The sequence below is a fragment of the Mesorhizobium sp. M7A.F.Ca.US.011.01.1.1 genome (assembly GCF_003998295.1).
Classification (GTDB): domain Bacteria; phylum Pseudomonadota; class Alphaproteobacteria; order Rhizobiales; family Rhizobiaceae; genus Mesorhizobium.
In genome coordinates, this window is sequence record NZ_RZRT01000011.1 from 122,046 (window position 1) to 139,534 (window position 17,489).

Below are 17,489 nucleotides of genomic sequence, written 5' to 3' on the forward strand. Positions count from 1 at the left end.
GAGGCACTATGCCGGAAGTCACGAATGAGCTGATGTTCGAGCTTATGAAGCGTGTGCATCACGAAATCGGTGAGCTTCGTCAGGATGTGTCCGAGACGAAACGGGAGTTGAATGTGATGCGGGGTCACATGGTGGCAACGCAAAGTGATATCCACAACATCTACGGCATCCTCGCCCGGCAAGACGAGCGTCTTGAACGCATAGACAGACGTCTCGACCTGCGCGAACTCGCCGAAGCCCAGAGGCCTTACGAACCAAAATGAAATCAGCCGTCGTCCTCCTGCCCGGCCTCAATCGCGACCGCGACATGATCGCAGCGTTGACCAAGATTTCGGGAACACCGCCAGTCACCGTCTGGCAGACCGATACCGAAATCCCCGATGTCGATCTGATCGCCATTCCAGGCGGCTTTTCCTTCGGCGACTATCTGCGCTGCGGCGCGATCGCGGCGCGCATGCCGGTCATGCGGGCAGTGGCCGAAAAAGCGGCCGCCGGCGTTACGGTCATCGGCGTCTGCAATGGTTTCCAGATCCTGGTCGAGGCCGGCCTGTTGCCGGGCGCCTTGATGCGCAACACCTCGCTGAAATTCGTCTGCCGGCAGGTGAAGCTCGAAATCACCAATGCCAACACCATGTTCACCCGCCGCTATCAGCCGGGCCAGATCATCCGCTCGCCGGTCGCGCATCATGACGGCAATTATTTCGCCGACGCCGACACGCTTGCCCGTATCGAAGGCGAAGGCCAGGTGGTGTTCCGCTATGCCGAGGGCACCAACCCCAACGGCTCGATCAACGACATTGCCGGCATCGTCAACAGCCAAGGCAATGTGCTCGGGCTGATGCCGCATCCGGAAAACCTGATCGAAGCAGCCCATGGCGGTACCGACGGCCGCGGACTGTTCGAGAGCGCCCTCGGCATCGCTGCCTGACGATATCGAAGCGAACAACTTGAAAACAGCCGGACATTCCTGTCTCTTTATCGGGGCAAGTCCGATCACTGGGGAGAGAGACGGTCATGAAACTCTATTCGCGGCCGTTGTCGCCCTATTCGTCGATCGTGCGGGCACTGGCCTACATCAAGGACGTACCACTCAAGATCATCGCGCCGCCGCCCGGTTTCCCCATCCCGGAAGAGTTTCGCGCCATCTCACCGATGAACCGGATTCCGGTGCTGATCACCGGCTCGGGCGAGACGATCGTCGAATCGGTGGTCATCGCCGAATATCTCGAGGAACGGTTTCCGGAGCCGGCGCTGCTGCCGCCCGATTCCAAGGACCGCGCGCTGGTGCGTATGTTCGCCCGCATCACCGATCTCGATGTGCTGACGCCGATGATGAAGCTTTTCGAGCTTCATTCCGTGCCGAAGCGAAACAATGCCGAGATCGACGCCCAGTTCGCCCGCCTGCATCGTGGACTGGCGGCGATCGAGGCCCGCATGGCGCAAGGGCCCTTCGCACTCGGCGACGACATTAGTTTCGCCGATGCCTGGCTGACGCCGACGCGGTTCATCTTCAACAATTTCCGCGCCATGACGGGACGCCACGACCTGCTCGACGCCTATCCCAAATTCGACGCCTACCAGCAGATCGCCTCGCAACACCCGGCATTGTCGAGGGTGTGGGGCGAGATGACCGATGGTTTGAAGATTTTTCTGTCCGAGCTTGAGATGGGTGCCGCTTGATCAAGTCGAAGACGATCGCGCTGGTCGCCGCGGCGGGCTTTGTGCTGGCATCCTGCCAGTCGACGCCAAAGAGCACGCCTGTTCCCTCGGGCAAAAGCGCTGCGCTGCTGGCCATGGAACAGGTGGCGATCGCTGCCCACAAATGCTGGATCGCCAGCAAGGACCCAGCCTTCAAACAGTATCAGATGGCCAACGAACTGAATTCGTTCAGCGGCACGCCGCGTTTTCTGCTGGTGCCGGCCAAGCATTATGGCGGCAAACCGCTGCTGGTCGTGCAGGCGCAAGGCAATTCTAGCCGCGTCGACGTGTTCGGACCGCTGATGAACGATCCGCTCGGCGCCCGCATCGGCTCGGACATCGCCCGTTGGCAGGCCGGCAATCCGGCCTGCGCCGCGACGGCCTAGCCCATGGGCCGGTTTCTGCAGATCGCGGGGCTGGTCATCGGTCTGGCCGGGCTCATCCTGCAGTTCTGCATCAGCATTCCGGCATCGATGGAAGCAGGCCGCAGCCTGCTTGGCTCCGTCATTTTCGTCTTCAGCTTCTTCACCATCCTGACCAACATCGGCGCGGTGCTGGTGTACATGTCGCTGCTGTCACCCACCTTCTATGCCTGGCTGCCGGCCTTTGCAGGCGCGCGGATGCGGGCCGGCGTTGCCGCTTCGATCGCGCTGGTTTTTATCATCTATGCAACGGTCCTGGCACAACTCTGGCAGCCGCAGGGGCTGTTCCTGCTCTGCGACGTCCTGCTGCATTATGTGACGCCGGTGCTCTTCGTGCTGTGGTGGTTGATATCGGGCGCTGACGGCAGGACGCGCTGGAGCGACATTTCCTGGTGGATGCTCTATCCCGTCGCCTATCTGATCTATGCGCTGGTACGGGCACCGCTTGCCGGTGAGGTGCCCTATCCCTTCCTTGACGTCGCCAAGAACGGTTCGCCCAGCGTTGCCATCTCGGCGCTGGCCATCACCGGACTTTTTCTCGTGCTGTGCGTGGTCGCCGTCCTTGCGGACCATGGCATTGCACGCATCAGGGCATCAAAACTCCGCTAGCTTTCAGTCCCAGAACGGCCTGATGCCCTCACGGTGGGCATCGCAGCGCGAGATGCCGATATCCTTGAGCTGGTCGTCGGTCATCTCCAGCAGCGCCAACCGGCTGCGGCGGCGATCCAGCAGGTTGTCGATCCATCTTGCCAGCGACCTCAGCACGCGCACAAGGCGGCTGACAAAGCCGCGCTGAACCGACGGGCGTGTCGATTGGCCTGATAATGCAGCGCTCGAATGACGTATTGTCGCGATTGTATTCATTTTCTTTCTGCCAAAGTTCTAAATTGTACCTTTTTTTGCACGCGATCGATATGTATTGACTCATGCGCCGGTGCAATATAGAAAATTGTCACCATGACAAATTGGCTTCCAGATCTCACTGCCGGCTCCGGCCCGCTGTATCAGCGGCTGGCGGATTCCATCGAGACGGACATCGATCGCGGCGTGATCGATGCCGGCGCAAAGCTGCCGCCGCAGCGCGACCTCGCCTACGACATCGGCACCACCGTCGGCACGGTCGGCCGGGCCTATCAATTGCTGCGCGAACGTGGGCTGGTGAGCGGTGAAGTCGGGCGTGGAACCTATGTGCTCGGCCAGCGCGCGAAGCCGGATTTTCCGGCTCCGGACGTCGGCGGCGAAGGCACACGCTATATCGATGCGCCTAAAGGCAAGCTGCGTTTCGACAGCACCGCAGCACCCGATATCGGCCAGGGCGACATCGTCGCCGGTGTCCTGTCGCGCACGGCGCAGGACCATCCACATGAGATTTCAAGCTACACGCGGGATTTTCCCGACCGCTGGTACGAAGCCGGCGCCCGCTGGTTGGCGCGCAATTCGTTTCGTCCGAGTGCCGACACCATCGTTCCCACGCTCGGCACCCATGCGGCGGTGATGGCGGCAATCGCGGCGCTCACCATGCCTGGCGACTATGTTGCCTTCGAGCACCTCACCTACTCGCAGATTTCCCGCAGTGCCGGCCTGATCGGCAGGCGCACCGCGCTGGTGGCATCGGATGAGGAAGGCATCGATCCGCAGGATTTCGAGCGCGTCTGCGCGCAAAAGCATCCCAAGATGATCTTCCTGATGCCGACGGCGCAGAATCCGACGCTGGCCACCTTGTCGGCGGCGCGCCGCGAGGCGATCGCCCATGTCGCACGCGAATACAACGTCGTCCTCATCGAGGACGACCTCTATGGGAATCTGACCGATGATCCGACACCATTGCTGGCCGAGTATGCGCCTGAACGCACCATTGTCGCGGGCGGCCTGTCGAAGTCGGTCGCAGCCGGTGTACGCGGCGGCTGGCTTTCTTGCCCGCCCGCCTACCGCCACCGCATCCGTGTCGCCCACAAGATGATGACCGGCGGCATGCCCTTCCTGCTGGCGGAGGTGAATACAAGGCTGGTGCTGTCAGGTCAGGCGGATGAGATACGCAAGCGCAGCATCGCCGAAATCGGCGCCCGCATCGCCATCGTGCGCGAGACTTTGGCCGGCTTCGCGTTCAAGTCGCATGACAGGGTGCCCTTTGTCTGGCTGACCCTGCCCGACCCCTGGCTTTCCGGCACCTTCAAGAACGCCTGCCTGGAGCACGGCGTGCTGATCGACGATGAGGACGAGTTCAAGGCCGGCCGTTCCGAGCAGGTTTTCCACGGCGTCCGCTTCGGTATTTCGCAGCCACGGCAGCGCAAGGACATCGCCGAAGGCGTCGCGGTGATCCGGCGACTTCTCGATGAAGGCCGTGCCGGCTACGACAGCTTCTCCTGACACTCCGTGGCTTTGTCCGGTTTTCCGTCGTTTTTCGTCAATCCATGGGTGTATCGGCCTCAAAGCTTGCGATAAGACGGGACTCAAAATCCCAACGCCCCCCGGATAAAAATCGCCGCTCATGACCATTTCCAGTTCCGTGCCGATCACCCCCGAGCTCATTGCCTCACACGGGCTGAAGCCCGACGAGTATCAGCGCATCCTCGACCTTGTCGGGCGCGAGCCGAGCTTTACCGAACTCGGCATCTTCTCGGCGATGTGGAACGAGCACTGCTCCTACAAATCCTCGAAGAAGTGGCTGCGCACGCTGCCGACCACCGGTCCACAGGTCATTCAGGGCCCGGGCGAGAATGCCGGCGTGGTCGACATCGGCGACGGCGACTGCGTCGTCTTCAAGATGGAGAGCCACAATCACCCCTCCTACATCGAGCCCTACCAGGGCGCGGCGACCGGTGTCGGCGGCATATTGCGCGACGTCTTCACCATGGGCGCGCGGCCGATCGCGGCAATGAATGCGCTGCGCTTCGGCTCGCCTGACCATCCCAAGACCCGGCACCTCGTTTCAGGCGTGGTTTCCGGCGTCGGCGGCTATGGCAACGCCTTCGGCGTGCCGACAGTCGGCGGCGAGGTCAATTTCGACGCCCGCTACAATGGCAACATCCTGGTCAACGCCTTTGCGGCGGGCCTTGCCAAAACCGATTCGATCTTCCTGTCGGAAGCCAAGGGAGTCGGCCTGCCGGTCGTCTATCTCGGCGCCAAGACTGGCCGCGACGGCGTCGGCGGCGCCACCATGGCTTCGGCCGAATTCGACGACAAGATCGATGAGAAGCGCCCGACAGTGCAGGTCGGCGATCCCTTCACCGAAAAATGCCTGCTGGAAGCCAGCCTCGAACTGATGGCCTCGGGCGCCGTCATCGCCATCCAGGACATGGGTGCCGCCGGCCTCACCTGCTCGGCGGTCGAAATGGGCGCCAAGGGCGACCTCGGCATCGAGCTCGATCTCGACAAGGTTCCTGTGCGCGAAGAGCGCATGAGCGCCTACGAGATGATGCTGTCGGAAAGCCAGGAGCGCATGCTGATGGTGCTGCGCCCGGAAAAGGAAAAGGAAGCCGAGGCGATCTTCCACAAATGGGGGCTCGATTTCGCCATCGTCGGCAAGACCACCGACGATCTGCGCTTCCGCGTTCTGCACCAGGGCGACGAGGTCGCCAACCTGCCGATCAAGGATCTTGGCGACAAGGCTCCGGAATATGATCGGCCGTGGACCGAACCGAAGAAGCCGGCGCCGCTGGCCGCCAATGACATTCCGCAAGCCGACGTTGCAGACGCGCTGCTGAAGCTGCTCGGCGGGCCCGACCTGTCTTCCCGGCGCTGGGTGTGGGAACAGTATGACACGTTGATCCAGGGCAATTCGCTGCAGCTTCCAGGCGGCGATGCCGGCGTGGTCCGGGTCGAAGGCCATGCGACCAAGGCGCTCGCCTTCTCGTCCGACGTGACGCCGCGCTATTGCGAGGCCGACCCCTATGAGGGCGGCAAGCAGGCGGTGGCCGAATGCTGGCGCAATTTGACCGCCACCGGCGCTCTGCCGCTGGCCGCAACCGACAACCTCAATTTCGGCAACCCGGAACGGCCCGAGATCATGGGCCAGCTGGTCGGCGCGGTGAAAGGCATAGGCGACGCCTGCCGTGCGCTTGGCTTCCCTATCGTCTCCGGCAATGTCTCGCTCTACAACGAGACCAACGGCCAGGGCATCCTGCCAACCCCGACTATCGGCGGCGTCGGGCTGATCGCCGACTGGTCGAAGATGGTACGGACCGGCTTTGCGGCCGAGGGCCAGATGATCCTGCTGGTCGGCGCGCCGGCCTCCTGGGGAACGCATCTCGGTCAATCGGTCTATTTCAGGGACATACACGGCCGCACGGATGGCCCGCCGCCGCCGGTCGACCTCGATCACGAAAAGCGCGTCGGCGACCATGTGCGCGCGCTCATCGCATCCGGTGTCGTCACGGCGGCGCACGACGTTTCCGATGGCGGTGTCGCCGTTGCACTTGCCGAGATGGCGATGGCGTCCGGAATCGGCGCCGCCGTTCCCGGGCTTGTCGGCACCGATCCGATCCCGGTCTGGTTCGGCGAGGATCAGGGCCGTTATCTCCTGACGCTGTCGATCGATCCGCATGGTGACGAATGGGACGCCATTCGCAAGCAGCAGGGCGAACTCGGCATCTTCGCGCCGTGGATCGGCTCGACCGGGGGCAACGCGCTGAAGCTTGGCGACGCCAGGGCAATCCCGGTCAGCGAACTCTCCGCGGCGCACGAAGGCTGGTTCCCCCGCTTCATGGACCAGGCCAGTTGACGAGGGCATGATCCCGAAAAGTGGGAACGGTTTTTCGGGAAATTCATGATCAATCACAGGAAACTGGCTGCCCGGGCGCTGCTTGCAGTCGTCTTCTGGCCGTCGTTGTTCTTCTTCTGGTTCCTGGGACCGTTCGTCTTTTTCCTGCTGTCGACAACCTCAAGCGAGGTGTGCATGCAGCTGGAAACGCGCGCGGAGTTCCTTGCCGCGGCCAATGGCGCCATCCCCATGCTCATCGCGCAGAATCTCGTCTACGCGGTCCCGATCGTCTGCCTGGTTCTGTGGGACCGCCTGGCGCCGGATCCGGCACGGGCAAGGCATATCGTCACCTGCATCAAGCTTTTTGCCAGCGCGGTGGTCGTAGGCGCGATGTGGGAGTACGGCTCGTCGCTCATCTGCGACGGCTATGGCGAGGGGTTCTTCTCGCCAGCTTGGCAAATGACGAGCTATCTTCCCATTGTCAGCCTCGTGCTGAACGTGCCGCTCTATGTGCTGGCCTTCAGCCTTGGCCGCGCTTTCTCGACACGCGAGGACGTTGCCGAGGATGAAGCAAGCCCACCGGCCTAGTCTTTCTCTGAAGCCGTCGGGCCGCCTTGCCGTTGGTGGGACAGAACGGCTTCAATCCGGACCGGAAAGGCTTTAGGCTCGCCCGACTCTCATCTTATGGCCGGCTGCCGGCCGCTCGAAACAGGATTTTGCCATGGCAATGGATGCCCACGACATCGAAAAACTGATCAAGGACGGCATTCCGGACGCCAAGGTGACGATCCGCGATCTCGCCGGCGACGGCGACCATTATGCGGCCGAGGTGGTGGCCGAGAGCTTTCGAGGGAAAAGCCGCGTGCAGCAGCACCAGATGGTCTATGACGCGCTGAAAGGAAATATGGGCGGCGTGCTGCATGCGCTGGCCTTGCAGACCAGCGTTCCGGACTGACCCTTAGCGCTTGGCCCAACACGGCTCATCCTTTGCGCCATTTCAGCCACGGCACGGCTAACGTCTTGTTTCGAGCAATCGTTGGGTTTATTTGAAGGGATATGTTTCGAGCCTGACTCCCACAGGCGGGAAAGGATTTTCCATGAGCGGCATCAACGACTACATCGACAATGAAGTGAAGGGCAACGACGTCGTCCTTTTCATGAAGGGCACGCCCGGTTTCCCGCAATGCGGATTTTCCGGCCAGGTCGTCCAGATCCTCGACTATATCGGCGCCGACTACAAAGGCGTGAACGTTCTGGACTCGGCTGAACTGCGCCAGGGCATCAAGGAATATTCCAACTGGCCGACGATCCCGCAGCTCTACGTCAAGGGCGAATTCGTCGGCGGCTGCGATATCATCCGCGAGATGTTCCAGGCCGGTGAGTTGCAGACATTCCTCGTCGAAAAGGGCGTCAGCGTCAAAGGCGCCGCCTGATTTCTGTTTGTGCATGTTGCCATCCGAAGGTTGATTTTGATTTTCGGGGTCATGCACCGAGGCGCCGGGAGCAGCCCACCTCGGCAATTTTCATGTCCTGAACCCAGGACCAAGACGAGCCAATGCGCCGGCCCGCCGGCGCATTTTCGTTTGAAAGATCGGACTTGCCGTGGACCAGTCAAAACCAGAGCCGCAATCGGCAAGCAAACTGCCCATTCCGCGCTGGGAGTTCATAGCCCTGTGCGCGGCGCTGATGGCGCTGAACTCGCTGGCCATCGATATCATGCTGCCCGCGCTGCAGCAGATCGGCGCCTCGCTCGGCGTCGAAAATGAAAACCACCGGCAGTACGTCATAACGGCCTACATTCTGGGCTTCGGCGGCGGACAGTTGTTCTTCGGGCCGATCTCGGATCGCTTCGGGCGTCGCGCACCGCTGGTCGCCGGGCTGGTGATCTATGTCGCCGCGGCGGCGGCTGCCGCCATTGCGCCAAGCTTTGAAACACTTCTGCTGTGCCGGGCCGTGCAAGGCATCGGTGCGGCCGCCACCCGCGTCATCGCCGTCTCGATCGTGCGCGATACGTTCGACGGCCGGCGCATGGCCGAGGTGATGTCGCTGATCTTCATGGTGTTCATGGCGATACCGGTCATTGCTCCCGGCATCGGCCAGTTCATCATGCTGTTTGCGACCTGGCATTGGATCTTTGTCACCATGGCCGTCGGTGCGCTCCTCGTCTCGGCCTGGTCGCTGCTGCGCCTGCCTGAAACGCTGCATCCCGAACATCGCCGGCCGCTGACCGTGAACTCGATTGTCGGTGGGTTTCGCATCGTGCTCACCAACCGCATTGCGATCTGCTATGCCTTCGCCAGCACCTTCATCTTCGGCGCCATGTTCGGCTTCATCGCTTCGGCGCAGCAGATCTATGTGGACATCTTCCATGTCGGCGAGATGTTCCCGGTCATCTTCGCCGGGGTTGCGGGCGTGCTCGCCTTCTCCAACTTTCTGAATTCGCGCCTTGTCGGCCGCATCGGCATGCGCCGCCTGTCGCAAAGCGCACTGCTGCTGTTCCTGGTCATCAGCCTTGCCTGGCTGGTGGTCTCGCTGGAAATGAAGATGCCGCTCTGGCTGTTCATCACCTTCTTTGCCTGTGCCATGCTTCCGTTCGGTGCGCTCGGCGCGAACTTCAACGCGCTGGCCATGGAACCGCTCGGACAACTGGCCGGCACGGCGTCGTCGATCCTCGGTTTCATGCAGACGTTTCTCGGCGGCATTCTCGGCACGCTGATCGGTCAGGCCTTCAACGGCACGGTGACGCCGCTGGCCGCCGGCTTCTGCAGTGTCTCGGTCGCGGCGCTGCTGATGATCTTCATCGCCGAGCGCGGCAAGATGTTCCAGCCACAGAACCCGCCCGTTTCAGGGCACATCACCGACTTGCATTAGGACGCACCTTCAAGAGTTGCCGTGAACCGAGGGGCAAGCATGCGCCCTGCGATTGCTTCACCCATGCTGTCCGAAAAAGGCAATGGCAGAGCGTCATCGAGTGCCCTGAGGATGGATGCCACGAAGGCCCTGCTGCGCTGGGCATCGGTTCCCAGATCGGAATATGTGGCGCGAGGTTTGCCAATCAGTGTGCCGTTGCGGCGAAGCGAGAACCGCAGTGTCAGGGACATGCCCGCGGTTCCGGGTGGCGGCTTCCAGCAGGCATAGATAGCGTCCGACATCTCCCTTATCGTATCGACGGGATCGGAACTGCGACAGCTGCGCTCTTGCGATCTTGCTTCCTGGGAACTGGCAAACAGAGCGGCGGCAAGAGCCGTGGCGACAAATGCGAACCGAGGTTTCATTCGAGAGCCTCCGGATTTGCGTGAAATTGCACCGCTCCTTCGGCTAACGCAGCAATTAATCCTGTGCCGCCCAGAGTTCGCGGCGCAATTCGTGCCAGCTTTCGCGATCGGGCGCGACAAGCAGGCCGCCGCCGAGATGCGAGGGCAGATAGGTGCTGCCGTCGAAGCGCGCCGCGTGGCCGCCGGCCTCGGCATGGATCAGCACGCCGGCCAGATGATCCCACGGCATCAGCTTGTTGTAGACGACGAAGTGGGCATGGCCGCTCGCCAGCAGGCGGTATTCGTGCGCGGCGCAGCGATAGGCGAATTGCGACAGGATCTTCGTCTGGTTGCGCGCCAGCCGCGACCGCTCCGGCTCGGCCATATATTGCCAGGAGACCGAGCCGGTCATCTCCGCGATCGGCGCGGGTGCCGCGACATGCACCTTCTCCAGGCTGCCATGCGCATGCCGGATATGGCTGCCGGCGCCCCTGGCGCCGATCAGCCAGTCCTTGCCGACCGGATCGTGGATGATGCCGGCAACCGTCTCGCCCTGGACCACGACCGCCAGCATGACACCGAACAGCGGCACACCGGAGGCGAAGTTGAAAGTACCGTCGACCGGGTCGATGACGAAAGCCAGATCGGCATCGCCCAGACCATCGAGCAGTGCCGGATTGTCGGAACAGGCCTCCTCGCCGACGATCATCGCCTGGGGATAGCGCTCGCGCAGCCTGGCGGTGATGAGCCGCTCGGCATTGACGTCGGCTTCGGTCACCAGGTCGGCGGCCGAGGTCTTCTGGCGGATGTCCCCCTCACCAAGCCGGCGAAAGCGCGGCATGATCTCGGTCAGCGCCGCCTCGGCCAGAATGCCGGCCAGCCAATCGATCGCGGTGTCGTCAAATGTCATCGGAAATGTCTTGCCTTGTGCTGAGGGTCTCGTTGAGGGCAGCGAAATCGAACAGCTTTCTGTCGAGCAGATGCGATGGCCTGCTGTTGGACAGTGCGCGCAGCATCGTATCCTTGCGGCCTGGCATGCGCTTTTCCAGGTCCTCGAGCATCGCCTTCATGGCATTGCGCTGAAGACCTTCCTGGCTGCCGCAGAGATCGCAGGGAATGATCGGGAAATGCATGGCGGCGGCGAATTTTTCCAGATCGGCCTCGGCGCAGTAGCTCAATGGCCGCAGCACCATGACGTCGCCGTCGTCGTTGAGCAGTTTTGGCGGCATGGCGGCGAGACGGCCGCCATGGAAGAGGTTCATGAAGAAGGTTTCGAGAATGTCCTCACGATGGTGGCCGAGCACCAGCGCCGGGCACCCCTCCTCGCGCGCTATGCGGTAGAGATGGCCGCGCCTGAGACGCGAGCAGAGCGAGCAATAGGTGCTGCCCGCAGGCAGCTTGTCGGTGACGACGGAATAGGTGTCCTGATACTCGATCCGGTGCGCAATGCCGTGGCTGTCGAGATAGTCCGGCAGGATATGTTTGGGGAAATTGGGCTGGCCCTGGTCGAGATTGCAGGCCAGAAGATCGACCGGCAAGAGCCCGCGCCATTTAAGGTCGAGCAGCACCGCGAGCAGGCCGTAGGAATCCTTGCCGCCAGACAGGGCAACGAGCCAGCGCTGGCCGGGCTTGACCATCGAGAAATCCTCGATCGCCTGCCGGGTCAGCCGCAGCAGCCGCTTGCGCAATTTGTTGAATTCGACCGAGGACGGCACGTCGGCGAACAGCGGATGGAAGCCGCCTTCGCTGTCGGCGATCGGTTCGATGTCTGGAAGCATGTTCATGGCATGTCGCTTTCAGTGGCCCAGAGCGCCGGATTAGCGGACATGACCGACAAAGAAAAGGCCGCCTCGACGGGCGGCCTTCGCATGGTATCGCAGAACGCGCTCGTTTTAGCGCGAATAGAATTCGACGACCAGGTTCGGTTCCATCTGCACGGCGAACGGAACGTCCGCAAGGCCAGGGATGCGCGAGAAGGTCGCGACCATCTTGTTGTGATCGGCTTCGATGTAGTCCGGCACGTCGCGCTCGGCGAGACCGACTGCTTCCAGAACGATGACCAGCTGCTTGGACTTTTCGCGCACTTCGACGACATCGCCCGGCTTGCAGCGATACGAGCCGATATTGACACGCTTGCCGTTGACGTTGACGTGGCCGTGGTTGACGAACTGACGGGCGGCAAAAATGGTCGGCACGAACTTGGCGCGGTAGACGACCGCGTCGAGACGCGATTCGAGCAGGCCGATCAGGTTCTCCGAGGTGTCGCCCTTGCGGCGGTCAGCCTCTTCATAGACCTTGCGGAACTGCTTTTCCGAAACATCGCCATAGTGACCCTTCAGCTTCTGCTTGGCGCGCAGCTGCAGGCCGAAATCGGAAAGCTTGCCCTTGCGGCGCTGGCCATGCTGGCCAGGACCGTATTCACGCTTGTTGACCGGGGACTTCGGGCGGCCCCAGATATTTTCGCCGAGACGGCGGTCGATCTTGTACTTCGCGGATTCGCGCTTGCTCATCGCATTCCCTTTTCAAAACAATACACCCGGAACCTCATGGTCCGGGTGAAGGAAACGCGCCCTCCTCTGGCCTCCGTTTTCGAGACCTGACAGGGTTTTCCCACGCAACGCGGCGGAAAACCCACGGGACACGTCAGTTCAAACAAGATAGTAGAATTGGATTTCCACGCATCTTGCCCACATAAAGAAAACCACCGGACATTGCGGCCCGGTGTTGGCGCGCTGATTAAACGGAGATTTAACCGGTGTCAAGCTTGTGGCTGGCGCAGGCCATGGCGACGATATAGCGTCTCTGGGTTGAGTACAGTGCCGGATGTGGCGGGAGGTTGCGCCAGCGGCATCAGGAAGGGACCGGAGCAGAGGAGCTACATTCGCATGAAGAAATTCTTCCTTACCCTGACAGGAGCCGCTGTGTTGGCGGGATCCATGGCGGTCATGACACCGGAGCCGGCGGAGGCCAGGCATTGGCAAGGGCACCGGCATCACCAGGCTTGTCGCATCGTGATCAAGAAGAAGGTTATCTGGCGGCACGGCCACAAGAAGGTCATACGCTACAAGATCAAGCGCTGCAGCGGGCGCTGGTAGGCTCCTATCCGGTCTCAGGCGGCCGACATCAATTCAAAGCCCGCGGTTTTGGTCGCGGGCTCTTTGATTCCGGATGCTTAATCCTTAGTCTTTCGACTTCTTCTCCGGCAGGCCCTTGCGCTTCGTCTCGGCGAATTCCTCGAGCTGCTTTTCGCTCATCGATTCGTACATTCCCTTGGAAGCGCCCTGCAGTTCGCTCTTCTTGGTCTCGCCGCGCTTGGCCGACAGAGCCGCGCCGGCGGCTTTCTGCTGGGCTTTCGAGGTGGCTGGCATGGTTCTTTCTCCCGTTAGAATCTGGAGAAAAACGCAACGACTGCCGTGATGTTCCGCTTCGCAATCACGACATCGCCAGCCCGAAGCCCTGTATCAGGCGACGGGTCGGGAAATCGGCTCTTTTCGATGTGAAGACGGCAAGGTCGGGGCCTTCAGGCAGCATCTCGCCACGACCGCTCGGATCGATGTCGGCGAGAAGCGACAGCGCCCGGCGCGCGATCGCTTCAGCGGGGTCGAGCCAATCGACCGGCCAGGGCGCCGTTTTGCGCATGCGATTGGCCAGAAAGGGGTAGTGTGTGCAGGCGAGCACGACGATATCCGTACGCAGCGCATCATGTTCGACGAAGCACGGCGTAATCTCGGTGCGCACGGCTTCTTCATCGACGAAGCCCTCACGCATGTAGATCTCAGCCAGTCCCGCCAGCCTGTCGCTGCCGACCAGGCGGACATGGCATTTCTGCGCCCATTTGCTGATCAGGTCGCGCGTGTATTGGCGCTTGACGGTGCCAGGCGTCGCCAGCACCGAAACCAGCCCTGAGCGCGTGCGTTCCGCCGCCGGCTTGATCGCAGGCACCATGCCGACGAAAGGATGCTCGGGAAATCTATCGCGCAACGCATCGATCACCAACGTCGAGGCGGTGTTGCAGGCGATGACGGAAATGGCCGGCGCAAACCGCTCAAGCAGTTTGCCGAACAATTCGAGGATATGCGCCCTCAGCGCCGGCTCTTCCCAAGCGCCATAGGGAAACGCAGCGTCGTCGGCGACATAGATGAAGCGGCGGTCGGGCATCAGCACGCGTGCCTCGCGCAGCACGGTAAGCCCGCCGATGCCCGAATCGAACATCAGGATCGGCCGCTCAGTCATTGTCGGTTCCTTTTCCGCCAAGCGGCGGTATGTCATCGTCCTTGCCGGTGTCCGCAAGGCGTGCCGCCTCCGCCTTGCGGGCACGCGCGGCGGCCGCGGGCAAGCGCCGTGGATCATCGCCAGGGGAACCATCGCCGCGCGGCATCGCCGGAGAAAACCTGTCGAGCGACGAGATGATGCCGCGCAGCACCTTGAGCTCCGGTTCGGCAAAGCCGGGGCGTGTCAGCACCGCGCGCAGATTGTCGACCATTTTTGGCTTCTTCGGTGCCGGCCGGAAATAGCCGCGCGCTTCCAATGCGCCTTCCAGATACGCGAACAGGCCGTGCAATTCTTCCTTGCTTGCCGGTTTCATGTCCGGGCCGGAAAAATTGGTTTTGGTCTCGTCTTCCAGGCCGGACTTCATCCATTCATAGGACATCAGCAGCGCGGCCTGGGCGATGTTGAGCGAAGAGAAATCGGGATCGACCGGGAAAGTGACGATCTCGTCGGCAAGGCCGACCTCGTCATTGTAGAGGCCGAAGCGTTCGCGTCCGAACAGGATGCCAGTGCGTTGTCCCATTGCATGATGGGTCCGAAGCATCCTGCCCGCCTCCACCGGCCCGCGCACGGATTTGAAGCCGTCGCGCTGCCTGGCCGTGGTGGCGAAGACAAAGTTCAGGTCGGCGAGCGCCGAGGCCAAATCGTCGAAGACGGTGACAGCGTCGATGACATGATCGGCGCGGCTGGCCGCCGCGCGTGCCTTCTCGCTCGGCCAACCATCACGCGGGTTGACCAGGCGCAGCTCCGACAGACCGAAATTGGCCATGGCGCGCGCGACCATGCCGATGTTCTCGCCAAGCTGCGGCTCGACGAGGATGATCGCCGGGCCGGCGACTGCAATGCTATCGGGATCTTTGGTGACGGGCATGATTGTCAATGAACTGCTGTTTGCGGCATTTCAGCGTCCCTGCCACATTCGGCCGTGAAAATGAAGCATTCGCAAATGACGACGGCTCTGGCCTCCAATTCGTGACCGATCGCCGTTTGCGCGGCCAAAAGCGCTTTGATATACGGGCGACATCTCCCGGCCCAACGCCACGCGGGCAAGGCCGTCCCATATCCCAGCAACGAGGCATTCTTTCCATGGCGAAGATCAAGGTGGCGAACCCGGTCGTCGAACTCGACGGCGACGAGATGACCCGCATCATCTGGCAGTTCATCAAGGACAAGCTGATCCACCCTTATCTCGACCTCGAGCTTGAATATTACGACCTCGGCATCGAGCATCGCGACGCCACCAACGACCAGGTGACCATCGATTCGGCCAACGCCATCAAGAAACACGGCGTCGGCGTGAAATGCGCGACCATCACCCCCGACGAGCAGCGCGTCGAGGAGTTCAAGCTGAAGAAGATGTGGAAGTCGCCGAACGGCACCATCCGCAACATCCTCGGCGGCACCATCTTCCGCGAGCCGATCATCATGAAGAACGTGCCGCGCCTGGTGCCCGGCTGGACCAAGCCGATCATTGTCGGCCGCCATGCTTTCGGCGACCAGTACCGTGCCACCGATTTCCGCTTTCCCGGCAAGGGCAAGCTGACCATCAAGTTCGTGGGTGAGGACGGCCAGGTGATCGAGCACGATGTGTACGACGCGCCCGGCGCCGGTGTCGCCATGGCCATGTACAATCTCGACGACTCGATCCGCGAGTTTGCCCGCGCCTCGCTGAATTACGGCCTGCTGCGCAACTATCCGGTCTATCTGTCGACCAAGAACACTATCCTCAAGGCCTATGACGGCCGCTTCAAGGACATCTTCCAGGAGGTCTACGAGGCTGAATTCGAGGCCGAGTTCAAGTCGAAGAAGCTGTGGTACGAGCACCGCCTGATCGACGACATGGTGGCCTCCGCCCTGAAATGGTCGGGCGGCTATGTCTGGGCCTGCAAGAACTATGACGGCGACGTGCAGTCCGACACGGTTGCTCAGGGTTTCGGCTCGCTCGGCCTGATGACATCGGTGCTGATGACACCGGACGGCAAGACCGTGGAAGCCGAAGCCGCGCATGGCACCGTCACCCGCCATTATCGCCAGCATCAGAAGGGCGAGGAAACCTCGACCAATTCGATCGCCTCGATCTTCGCCTGGACGCGCGGCCTCGCGCACCGCGCCAAGCTCGACGACAATGCCGACCTGAAGCGTTTTTCCGAAACGCTGGAAAAAATCTGCATCCAGACGGTCGAGTCCGGCTTTATGACCAAGGACCTGTCGCTCTTGATCGGCCCCGACCAGCCCTGGCTGTCGACCACCGGTTTCCTCGACAAGATCGACGAGAACCTGCAGAAAGCCATGGCCTGACAAGTAAGCAAGATGGGCAAGCCCATCGTCTACGGGGCGGAGTACAGCGTCTATGTACGCATCGTCCGCCTCGTCCTCGCGGAAAAAGGCATCGACTACGAGCTTGTGCCGGTCGATGTCTTTGCCGCCGAGGGCGTTCCCGCCTGGTATTTCGAGCATCATCCGTTCGGCCGCATCCCGGCCTTCGAGCATGACGGGTTTCGCCTCTTCGAGACAAGCGCGATTGCGCGCTATGTCGAGGAGGCGTTCGACGGGCCGACGCTGCAGCCTGCCGACGCGCGCGGCCGCGCCAGGATGGGCCAGATCATCGGCATGCTCGACGCCTATGGCTATCGCCCGATGGTCTGGGATGTTGCCGTTGAGCGGCTGGAGAAAGAGGCCCCCGACGAGGCGCTGATCGCCAGCGGGCTGCGCCAGGCCGAAACGGTGCTCGGGGTGCTTACCTCACTCAAGGCTCCCGGACCGTGGCTGCTCGGCGACCAGCTCACGCTGGCCGACCTGCACGCGGCACCCATCATCGCCTATTTCCTCAATGTCGCCGAAGGGCAAGGCCTGTTGGCACGGTTCGCGGATATCCAGGACTGGTATGCGCGCATTGCGGCTCGGCCGAGCTTCGTGCGGACTGAACAAGCCCGCGATAAGTATTGAGAGGCCTGCGGGACAGCGCCCCCCTCTGTCCTGCCGGACATCTCCCTCACGAGTGGGGAGATTGGCAGCGTCCGCTAGAGCGATTCCTATTTTGAGAGAATCGTAGGATTCCCAAAGCCGGATGTTTGTGATTCAAGATGCTGGCTGGATTGGAGGCCAGCATCTGATGACGCGAGCGCTTTCAAATGATCTTCGTGAGCG

Annotated in this window: 21 protein-coding genes; 14 read left to right on the top strand and 7 right to left on the bottom strand. The window is 61.8% G+C overall.

Features of this window, described 5'->3' with window-relative positions; all coding sequences use genetic code 11:
* Window positions 1-8: 8 nt before the first annotated feature.
* The 5 genes from EOA13_RS14410 (at window position 9) to EOA13_RS14430 (ending at window position 2,729) form a co-directional block, all read left to right on the top strand.
* Complete coding sequence (locus tag EOA13_RS14410) at window positions 9-263, top strand: hypothetical protein (protein WP_127293463.1); 255 nt, start codon at window positions 9-11, stop codon at window positions 261-263.
* Window positions 260-928: a phosphoribosylformylglycinamidine synthase subunit PurQ gene (gene purQ / locus EOA13_RS14415; protein ID WP_027036974.1), complete on the top strand. Its 669-nt coding sequence runs from the start codon at window positions 260-262 to the stop codon at window positions 926-928. Before EOA13_RS14410 ends, purQ begins: the two co-directional genes overlap by 4 nt.
* Window positions 929-1,014: 86 nt before the next feature.
* A complete protein-coding gene (locus tag EOA13_RS14420; protein ID WP_127293465.1) occupies window positions 1,015-1,680 on the top strand; it encodes a glutathione S-transferase family protein in 666 nt (221 codons plus the stop codon).
* Window positions 1,677-2,084 (top strand): hypothetical protein, encoded by a 408-nt coding sequence (locus EOA13_RS14425; RefSeq protein WP_127293467.1) that lies wholly within the window; start codon window positions 1,677-1,679, stop codon window positions 2,082-2,084. Before EOA13_RS14420 ends, EOA13_RS14425 begins: the two co-directional genes overlap by 4 nt.
* Before the next feature lie 3 nt (window positions 2,085-2,087).
* Window positions 2,088-2,729 (top strand): Pr6Pr family membrane protein, encoded by a 642-nt coding sequence (locus tag EOA13_RS14430; RefSeq protein WP_127293469.1) that lies wholly within the window; start codon window positions 2,088-2,090, stop codon window positions 2,727-2,729.
* A 3-nt stretch (window positions 2,730-2,732) separates the two neighbouring features.
* Here EOA13_RS14430 and EOA13_RS14435 read toward each other — a convergent pair whose 3' ends face one another.
* Window positions 2,733-2,984: a DUF1127 domain-containing protein gene (locus EOA13_RS14435; protein ID WP_127293471.1), complete on the bottom strand. Its 252-nt coding sequence runs from the start codon at window positions 2,982-2,984 to the stop codon at window positions 2,733-2,735.
* A 93-nt stretch (window positions 2,985-3,077) separates the two neighbouring features.
* On the opposite strand from EOA13_RS14435, the gene EOA13_RS14440 reads away from it, so the two are divergent.
* From EOA13_RS14440 to EOA13_RS14465, 6 genes are all read left to right on the top strand, one after another.
* Window positions 3,078-4,487, top strand: coding sequence for a PLP-dependent aminotransferase family protein (locus EOA13_RS14440; RefSeq protein WP_127293473.1), 1,410 nt, complete (start codon window positions 3,078-3,080; stop codon window positions 4,485-4,487).
* A 121-nt stretch (window positions 4,488-4,608) separates the two neighbouring features.
* Window positions 4,609-6,840 (top strand): phosphoribosylformylglycinamidine synthase subunit PurL, encoded by a 2,232-nt coding sequence (gene purL, locus EOA13_RS14445; RefSeq protein ID WP_127293475.1) that lies wholly within the window; start codon window positions 4,609-4,611, stop codon window positions 6,838-6,840.
* 45 nt (window positions 6,841-6,885) lie between these two features.
* On the top strand, window positions 6,886-7,407 hold the full coding sequence (locus EOA13_RS14450) for a hypothetical protein (protein ID WP_127293477.1): 522 nt from the start codon (window positions 6,886-6,888) through the stop codon (window positions 7,405-7,407).
* A gap of 133 nt (window positions 7,408-7,540) precedes the next feature.
* On the top strand, window positions 7,541-7,774 hold the full coding sequence (locus EOA13_RS14455) for a BolA family transcriptional regulator (RefSeq protein ID WP_010909092.1): 234 nt from the start codon (window positions 7,541-7,543) through the stop codon (window positions 7,772-7,774).
* Window positions 7,775-7,916: 142 nt separating this feature from the next.
* Window positions 7,917-8,252: a Grx4 family monothiol glutaredoxin gene (gene grxD / locus EOA13_RS14460; RefSeq protein ID WP_006332883.1), complete on the top strand. Its 336-nt coding sequence runs from the start codon at window positions 7,917-7,919 to the stop codon at window positions 8,250-8,252.
* Window positions 8,253-8,505: 253 nt separating this feature from the next.
* Entirely contained in the window at window positions 8,506-9,690 is a 1,185-nt protein-coding gene (locus tag EOA13_RS14465; RefSeq protein WP_245486115.1) for a multidrug effflux MFS transporter, read from the top strand.
* A 459-nt stretch (window positions 9,691-10,149) separates the two neighbouring features.
* On the opposite strand, the gene EOA13_RS14475 is transcribed toward EOA13_RS14465, so the two are convergent.
* The 3 genes from EOA13_RS14475 to rpsD form a co-directional block, all read right to left on the bottom strand.
* Window positions 10,150-10,983 carry an inositol monophosphatase family protein gene (locus EOA13_RS14475; RefSeq protein WP_127293483.1) on the bottom strand — a complete coding sequence of 278 codons (834 nt, stop codon included), beginning with the start codon at window positions 10,981-10,983 and terminating at the stop codon, window positions 10,150-10,152.
* A complete protein-coding gene (gene ttcA, locus EOA13_RS14480) occupies window positions 10,973-11,857 on the bottom strand; it encodes a tRNA 2-thiocytidine(32) synthetase TtcA (protein WP_127293485.1) in 885 nt (294 codons plus the stop codon). Before ttcA ends, EOA13_RS14475 begins: the two co-directional genes overlap by 11 nt.
* 108 nt (window positions 11,858-11,965) lie before the next feature.
* Window positions 11,966-12,583 (bottom strand): 30S ribosomal protein S4, encoded by a 618-nt coding sequence (gene rpsD / locus EOA13_RS14485; protein WP_023759539.1) that lies wholly within the window; start codon window positions 12,581-12,583, stop codon window positions 11,966-11,968.
* Window positions 12,584-12,958: 375 nt separating this feature from the next.
* Between rpsD and EOA13_RS14490 the strand changes: the two genes are divergently transcribed.
* Window positions 12,959-13,168 (top strand): hypothetical protein, encoded by a 210-nt coding sequence (locus EOA13_RS14490; protein ID WP_127293487.1) that lies wholly within the window; start codon window positions 12,959-12,961, stop codon window positions 13,166-13,168.
* Between the two features lie 84 nt (window positions 13,169-13,252).
* Here EOA13_RS14490 and EOA13_RS14495 read toward each other — a convergent pair whose 3' ends face one another.
* From EOA13_RS14495 to EOA13_RS14505, 3 genes are all read right to left on the bottom strand, one after another.
* The gene (locus tag EOA13_RS14495) at window positions 13,253-13,441 is read right to left on the bottom strand and encodes a DUF3008 family protein (RefSeq protein ID WP_023810328.1); all 189 of its coding nucleotides are present in this window, start codon (window positions 13,439-13,441) and stop codon (window positions 13,253-13,255) included.
* 64 nt (window positions 13,442-13,505) lie between these two features.
* Window positions 13,506-14,306 carry a glutamate racemase gene (murI, locus tag EOA13_RS14500; RefSeq protein ID WP_023810327.1) on the bottom strand — a complete coding sequence of 267 codons (801 nt, stop codon included), beginning with the start codon at window positions 14,304-14,306 and terminating at the stop codon, window positions 13,506-13,508.
* Window positions 14,299-15,213 carry an RNA methyltransferase gene (locus EOA13_RS14505; RefSeq protein WP_127293489.1) on the bottom strand — a complete coding sequence of 305 codons (915 nt, stop codon included), beginning with the start codon at window positions 15,211-15,213 and terminating at the stop codon, window positions 14,299-14,301. The genes murI and EOA13_RS14505 overlap by 8 nt, the downstream gene beginning before the upstream one ends.
* A gap of 215 nt (window positions 15,214-15,428) precedes the next feature.
* Here EOA13_RS14505 and EOA13_RS14510 point away from each other — a divergent pair, with 215 nt between their 5' ends.
* A complete protein-coding gene (locus EOA13_RS14510) occupies window positions 15,429-16,640 on the top strand; it encodes an NADP-dependent isocitrate dehydrogenase (RefSeq protein ID WP_127293491.1) in 1,212 nt (403 codons plus the stop codon).
* Window positions 16,641-16,652: 12 nt separating this feature from the next.
* The gene (locus EOA13_RS14515) at window positions 16,653-17,288 is read left to right on the top strand and encodes a glutathione S-transferase family protein (RefSeq protein ID WP_127293493.1); all 636 of its coding nucleotides are present in this window, start codon (window positions 16,653-16,655) and stop codon (window positions 17,286-17,288) included.
* Window positions 17,289-17,489: the final 201 nt, after the last annotated feature.

Coding starts and splice junctions, on each gene's coding strand:
- EOA13_RS14490 (WP_127293487.1), top strand. CDS start 12,959: ATGAAGAAATTCTTCCTTACCCTGACAGGAGCCGCTGTGTTGGCGGGA.
- rpsD (WP_023759539.1), bottom strand. CDS start 12,583: ATGAGCAAGCGCGAATCCGCGAAGTACAAGATCGACCGCCGTCTCGGC.
- EOA13_RS14455 (WP_010909092.1), top strand. CDS start 7,541: ATGGCAATGGATGCCCACGACATCGAAAAACTGATCAAGGACGGCATT.
- grxD (WP_006332883.1), top strand. CDS start 7,917: ATGAGCGGCATCAACGACTACATCGACAATGAAGTGAAGGGCAACGAC.
- EOA13_RS14420 (WP_127293465.1), top strand. CDS start 1,015: ATGAAACTCTATTCGCGGCCGTTGTCGCCCTATTCGTCGATCGTGCGG.
- EOA13_RS14435 (WP_127293471.1), bottom strand. CDS start 2,984: ATGAATACAATCGCGACAATACGTCATTCGAGCGCTGCATTATCAGGC.
- EOA13_RS14475 (WP_127293483.1), bottom strand. CDS start 10,983: ATGACATTTGACGACACCGCGATCGATTGGCTGGCCGGCATTCTGGCC.
- EOA13_RS14430 (WP_127293469.1), top strand. CDS start 2,088: ATGGGCCGGTTTCTGCAGATCGCGGGGCTGGTCATCGGTCTGGCCGGG.
- EOA13_RS14410 (WP_127293463.1), top strand. CDS start 9: ATGCCGGAAGTCACGAATGAGCTGATGTTCGAGCTTATGAAGCGTGTG.
- purQ (WP_027036974.1), top strand. CDS start 260: ATGAAATCAGCCGTCGTCCTCCTGCCCGGCCTCAATCGCGACCGCGAC.
- EOA13_RS14515 (WP_127293493.1), top strand. CDS start 16,653: ATGGGCAAGCCCATCGTCTACGGGGCGGAGTACAGCGTCTATGTACGC.
- purL (WP_127293475.1), top strand. CDS start 4,609: ATGACCATTTCCAGTTCCGTGCCGATCACCCCCGAGCTCATTGCCTCA.
- ttcA (WP_127293485.1), bottom strand. CDS start 11,857: ATGAACATGCTTCCAGACATCGAACCGATCGCCGACAGCGAAGGCGGC.
- EOA13_RS14440 (WP_127293473.1), top strand. CDS start 3,078: ATGACAAATTGGCTTCCAGATCTCACTGCCGGCTCCGGCCCGCTGTAT.
- murI (WP_023810327.1), bottom strand. CDS start 14,306: ATGACTGAGCGGCCGATCCTGATGTTCGATTCGGGCATCGGCGGGCTT.
- EOA13_RS14495 (WP_023810328.1), bottom strand. CDS start 13,441: ATGCCAGCCACCTCGAAAGCCCAGCAGAAAGCCGCCGGCGCGGCTCTG.
- EOA13_RS14505 (WP_127293489.1), bottom strand. CDS start 15,213: ATGCCCGTCACCAAAGATCCCGATAGCATTGCAGTCGCCGGCCCGGCG.
- EOA13_RS14465 (WP_245486115.1), top strand. CDS start 8,506: ATGGCGCTGAACTCGCTGGCCATCGATATCATGCTGCCCGCGCTGCAG.
- EOA13_RS14450 (WP_127293477.1), top strand. CDS start 6,886: ATGATCAATCACAGGAAACTGGCTGCCCGGGCGCTGCTTGCAGTCGTC.
- EOA13_RS14510 (WP_127293491.1), top strand. CDS start 15,429: ATGGCGAAGATCAAGGTGGCGAACCCGGTCGTCGAACTCGACGGCGAC.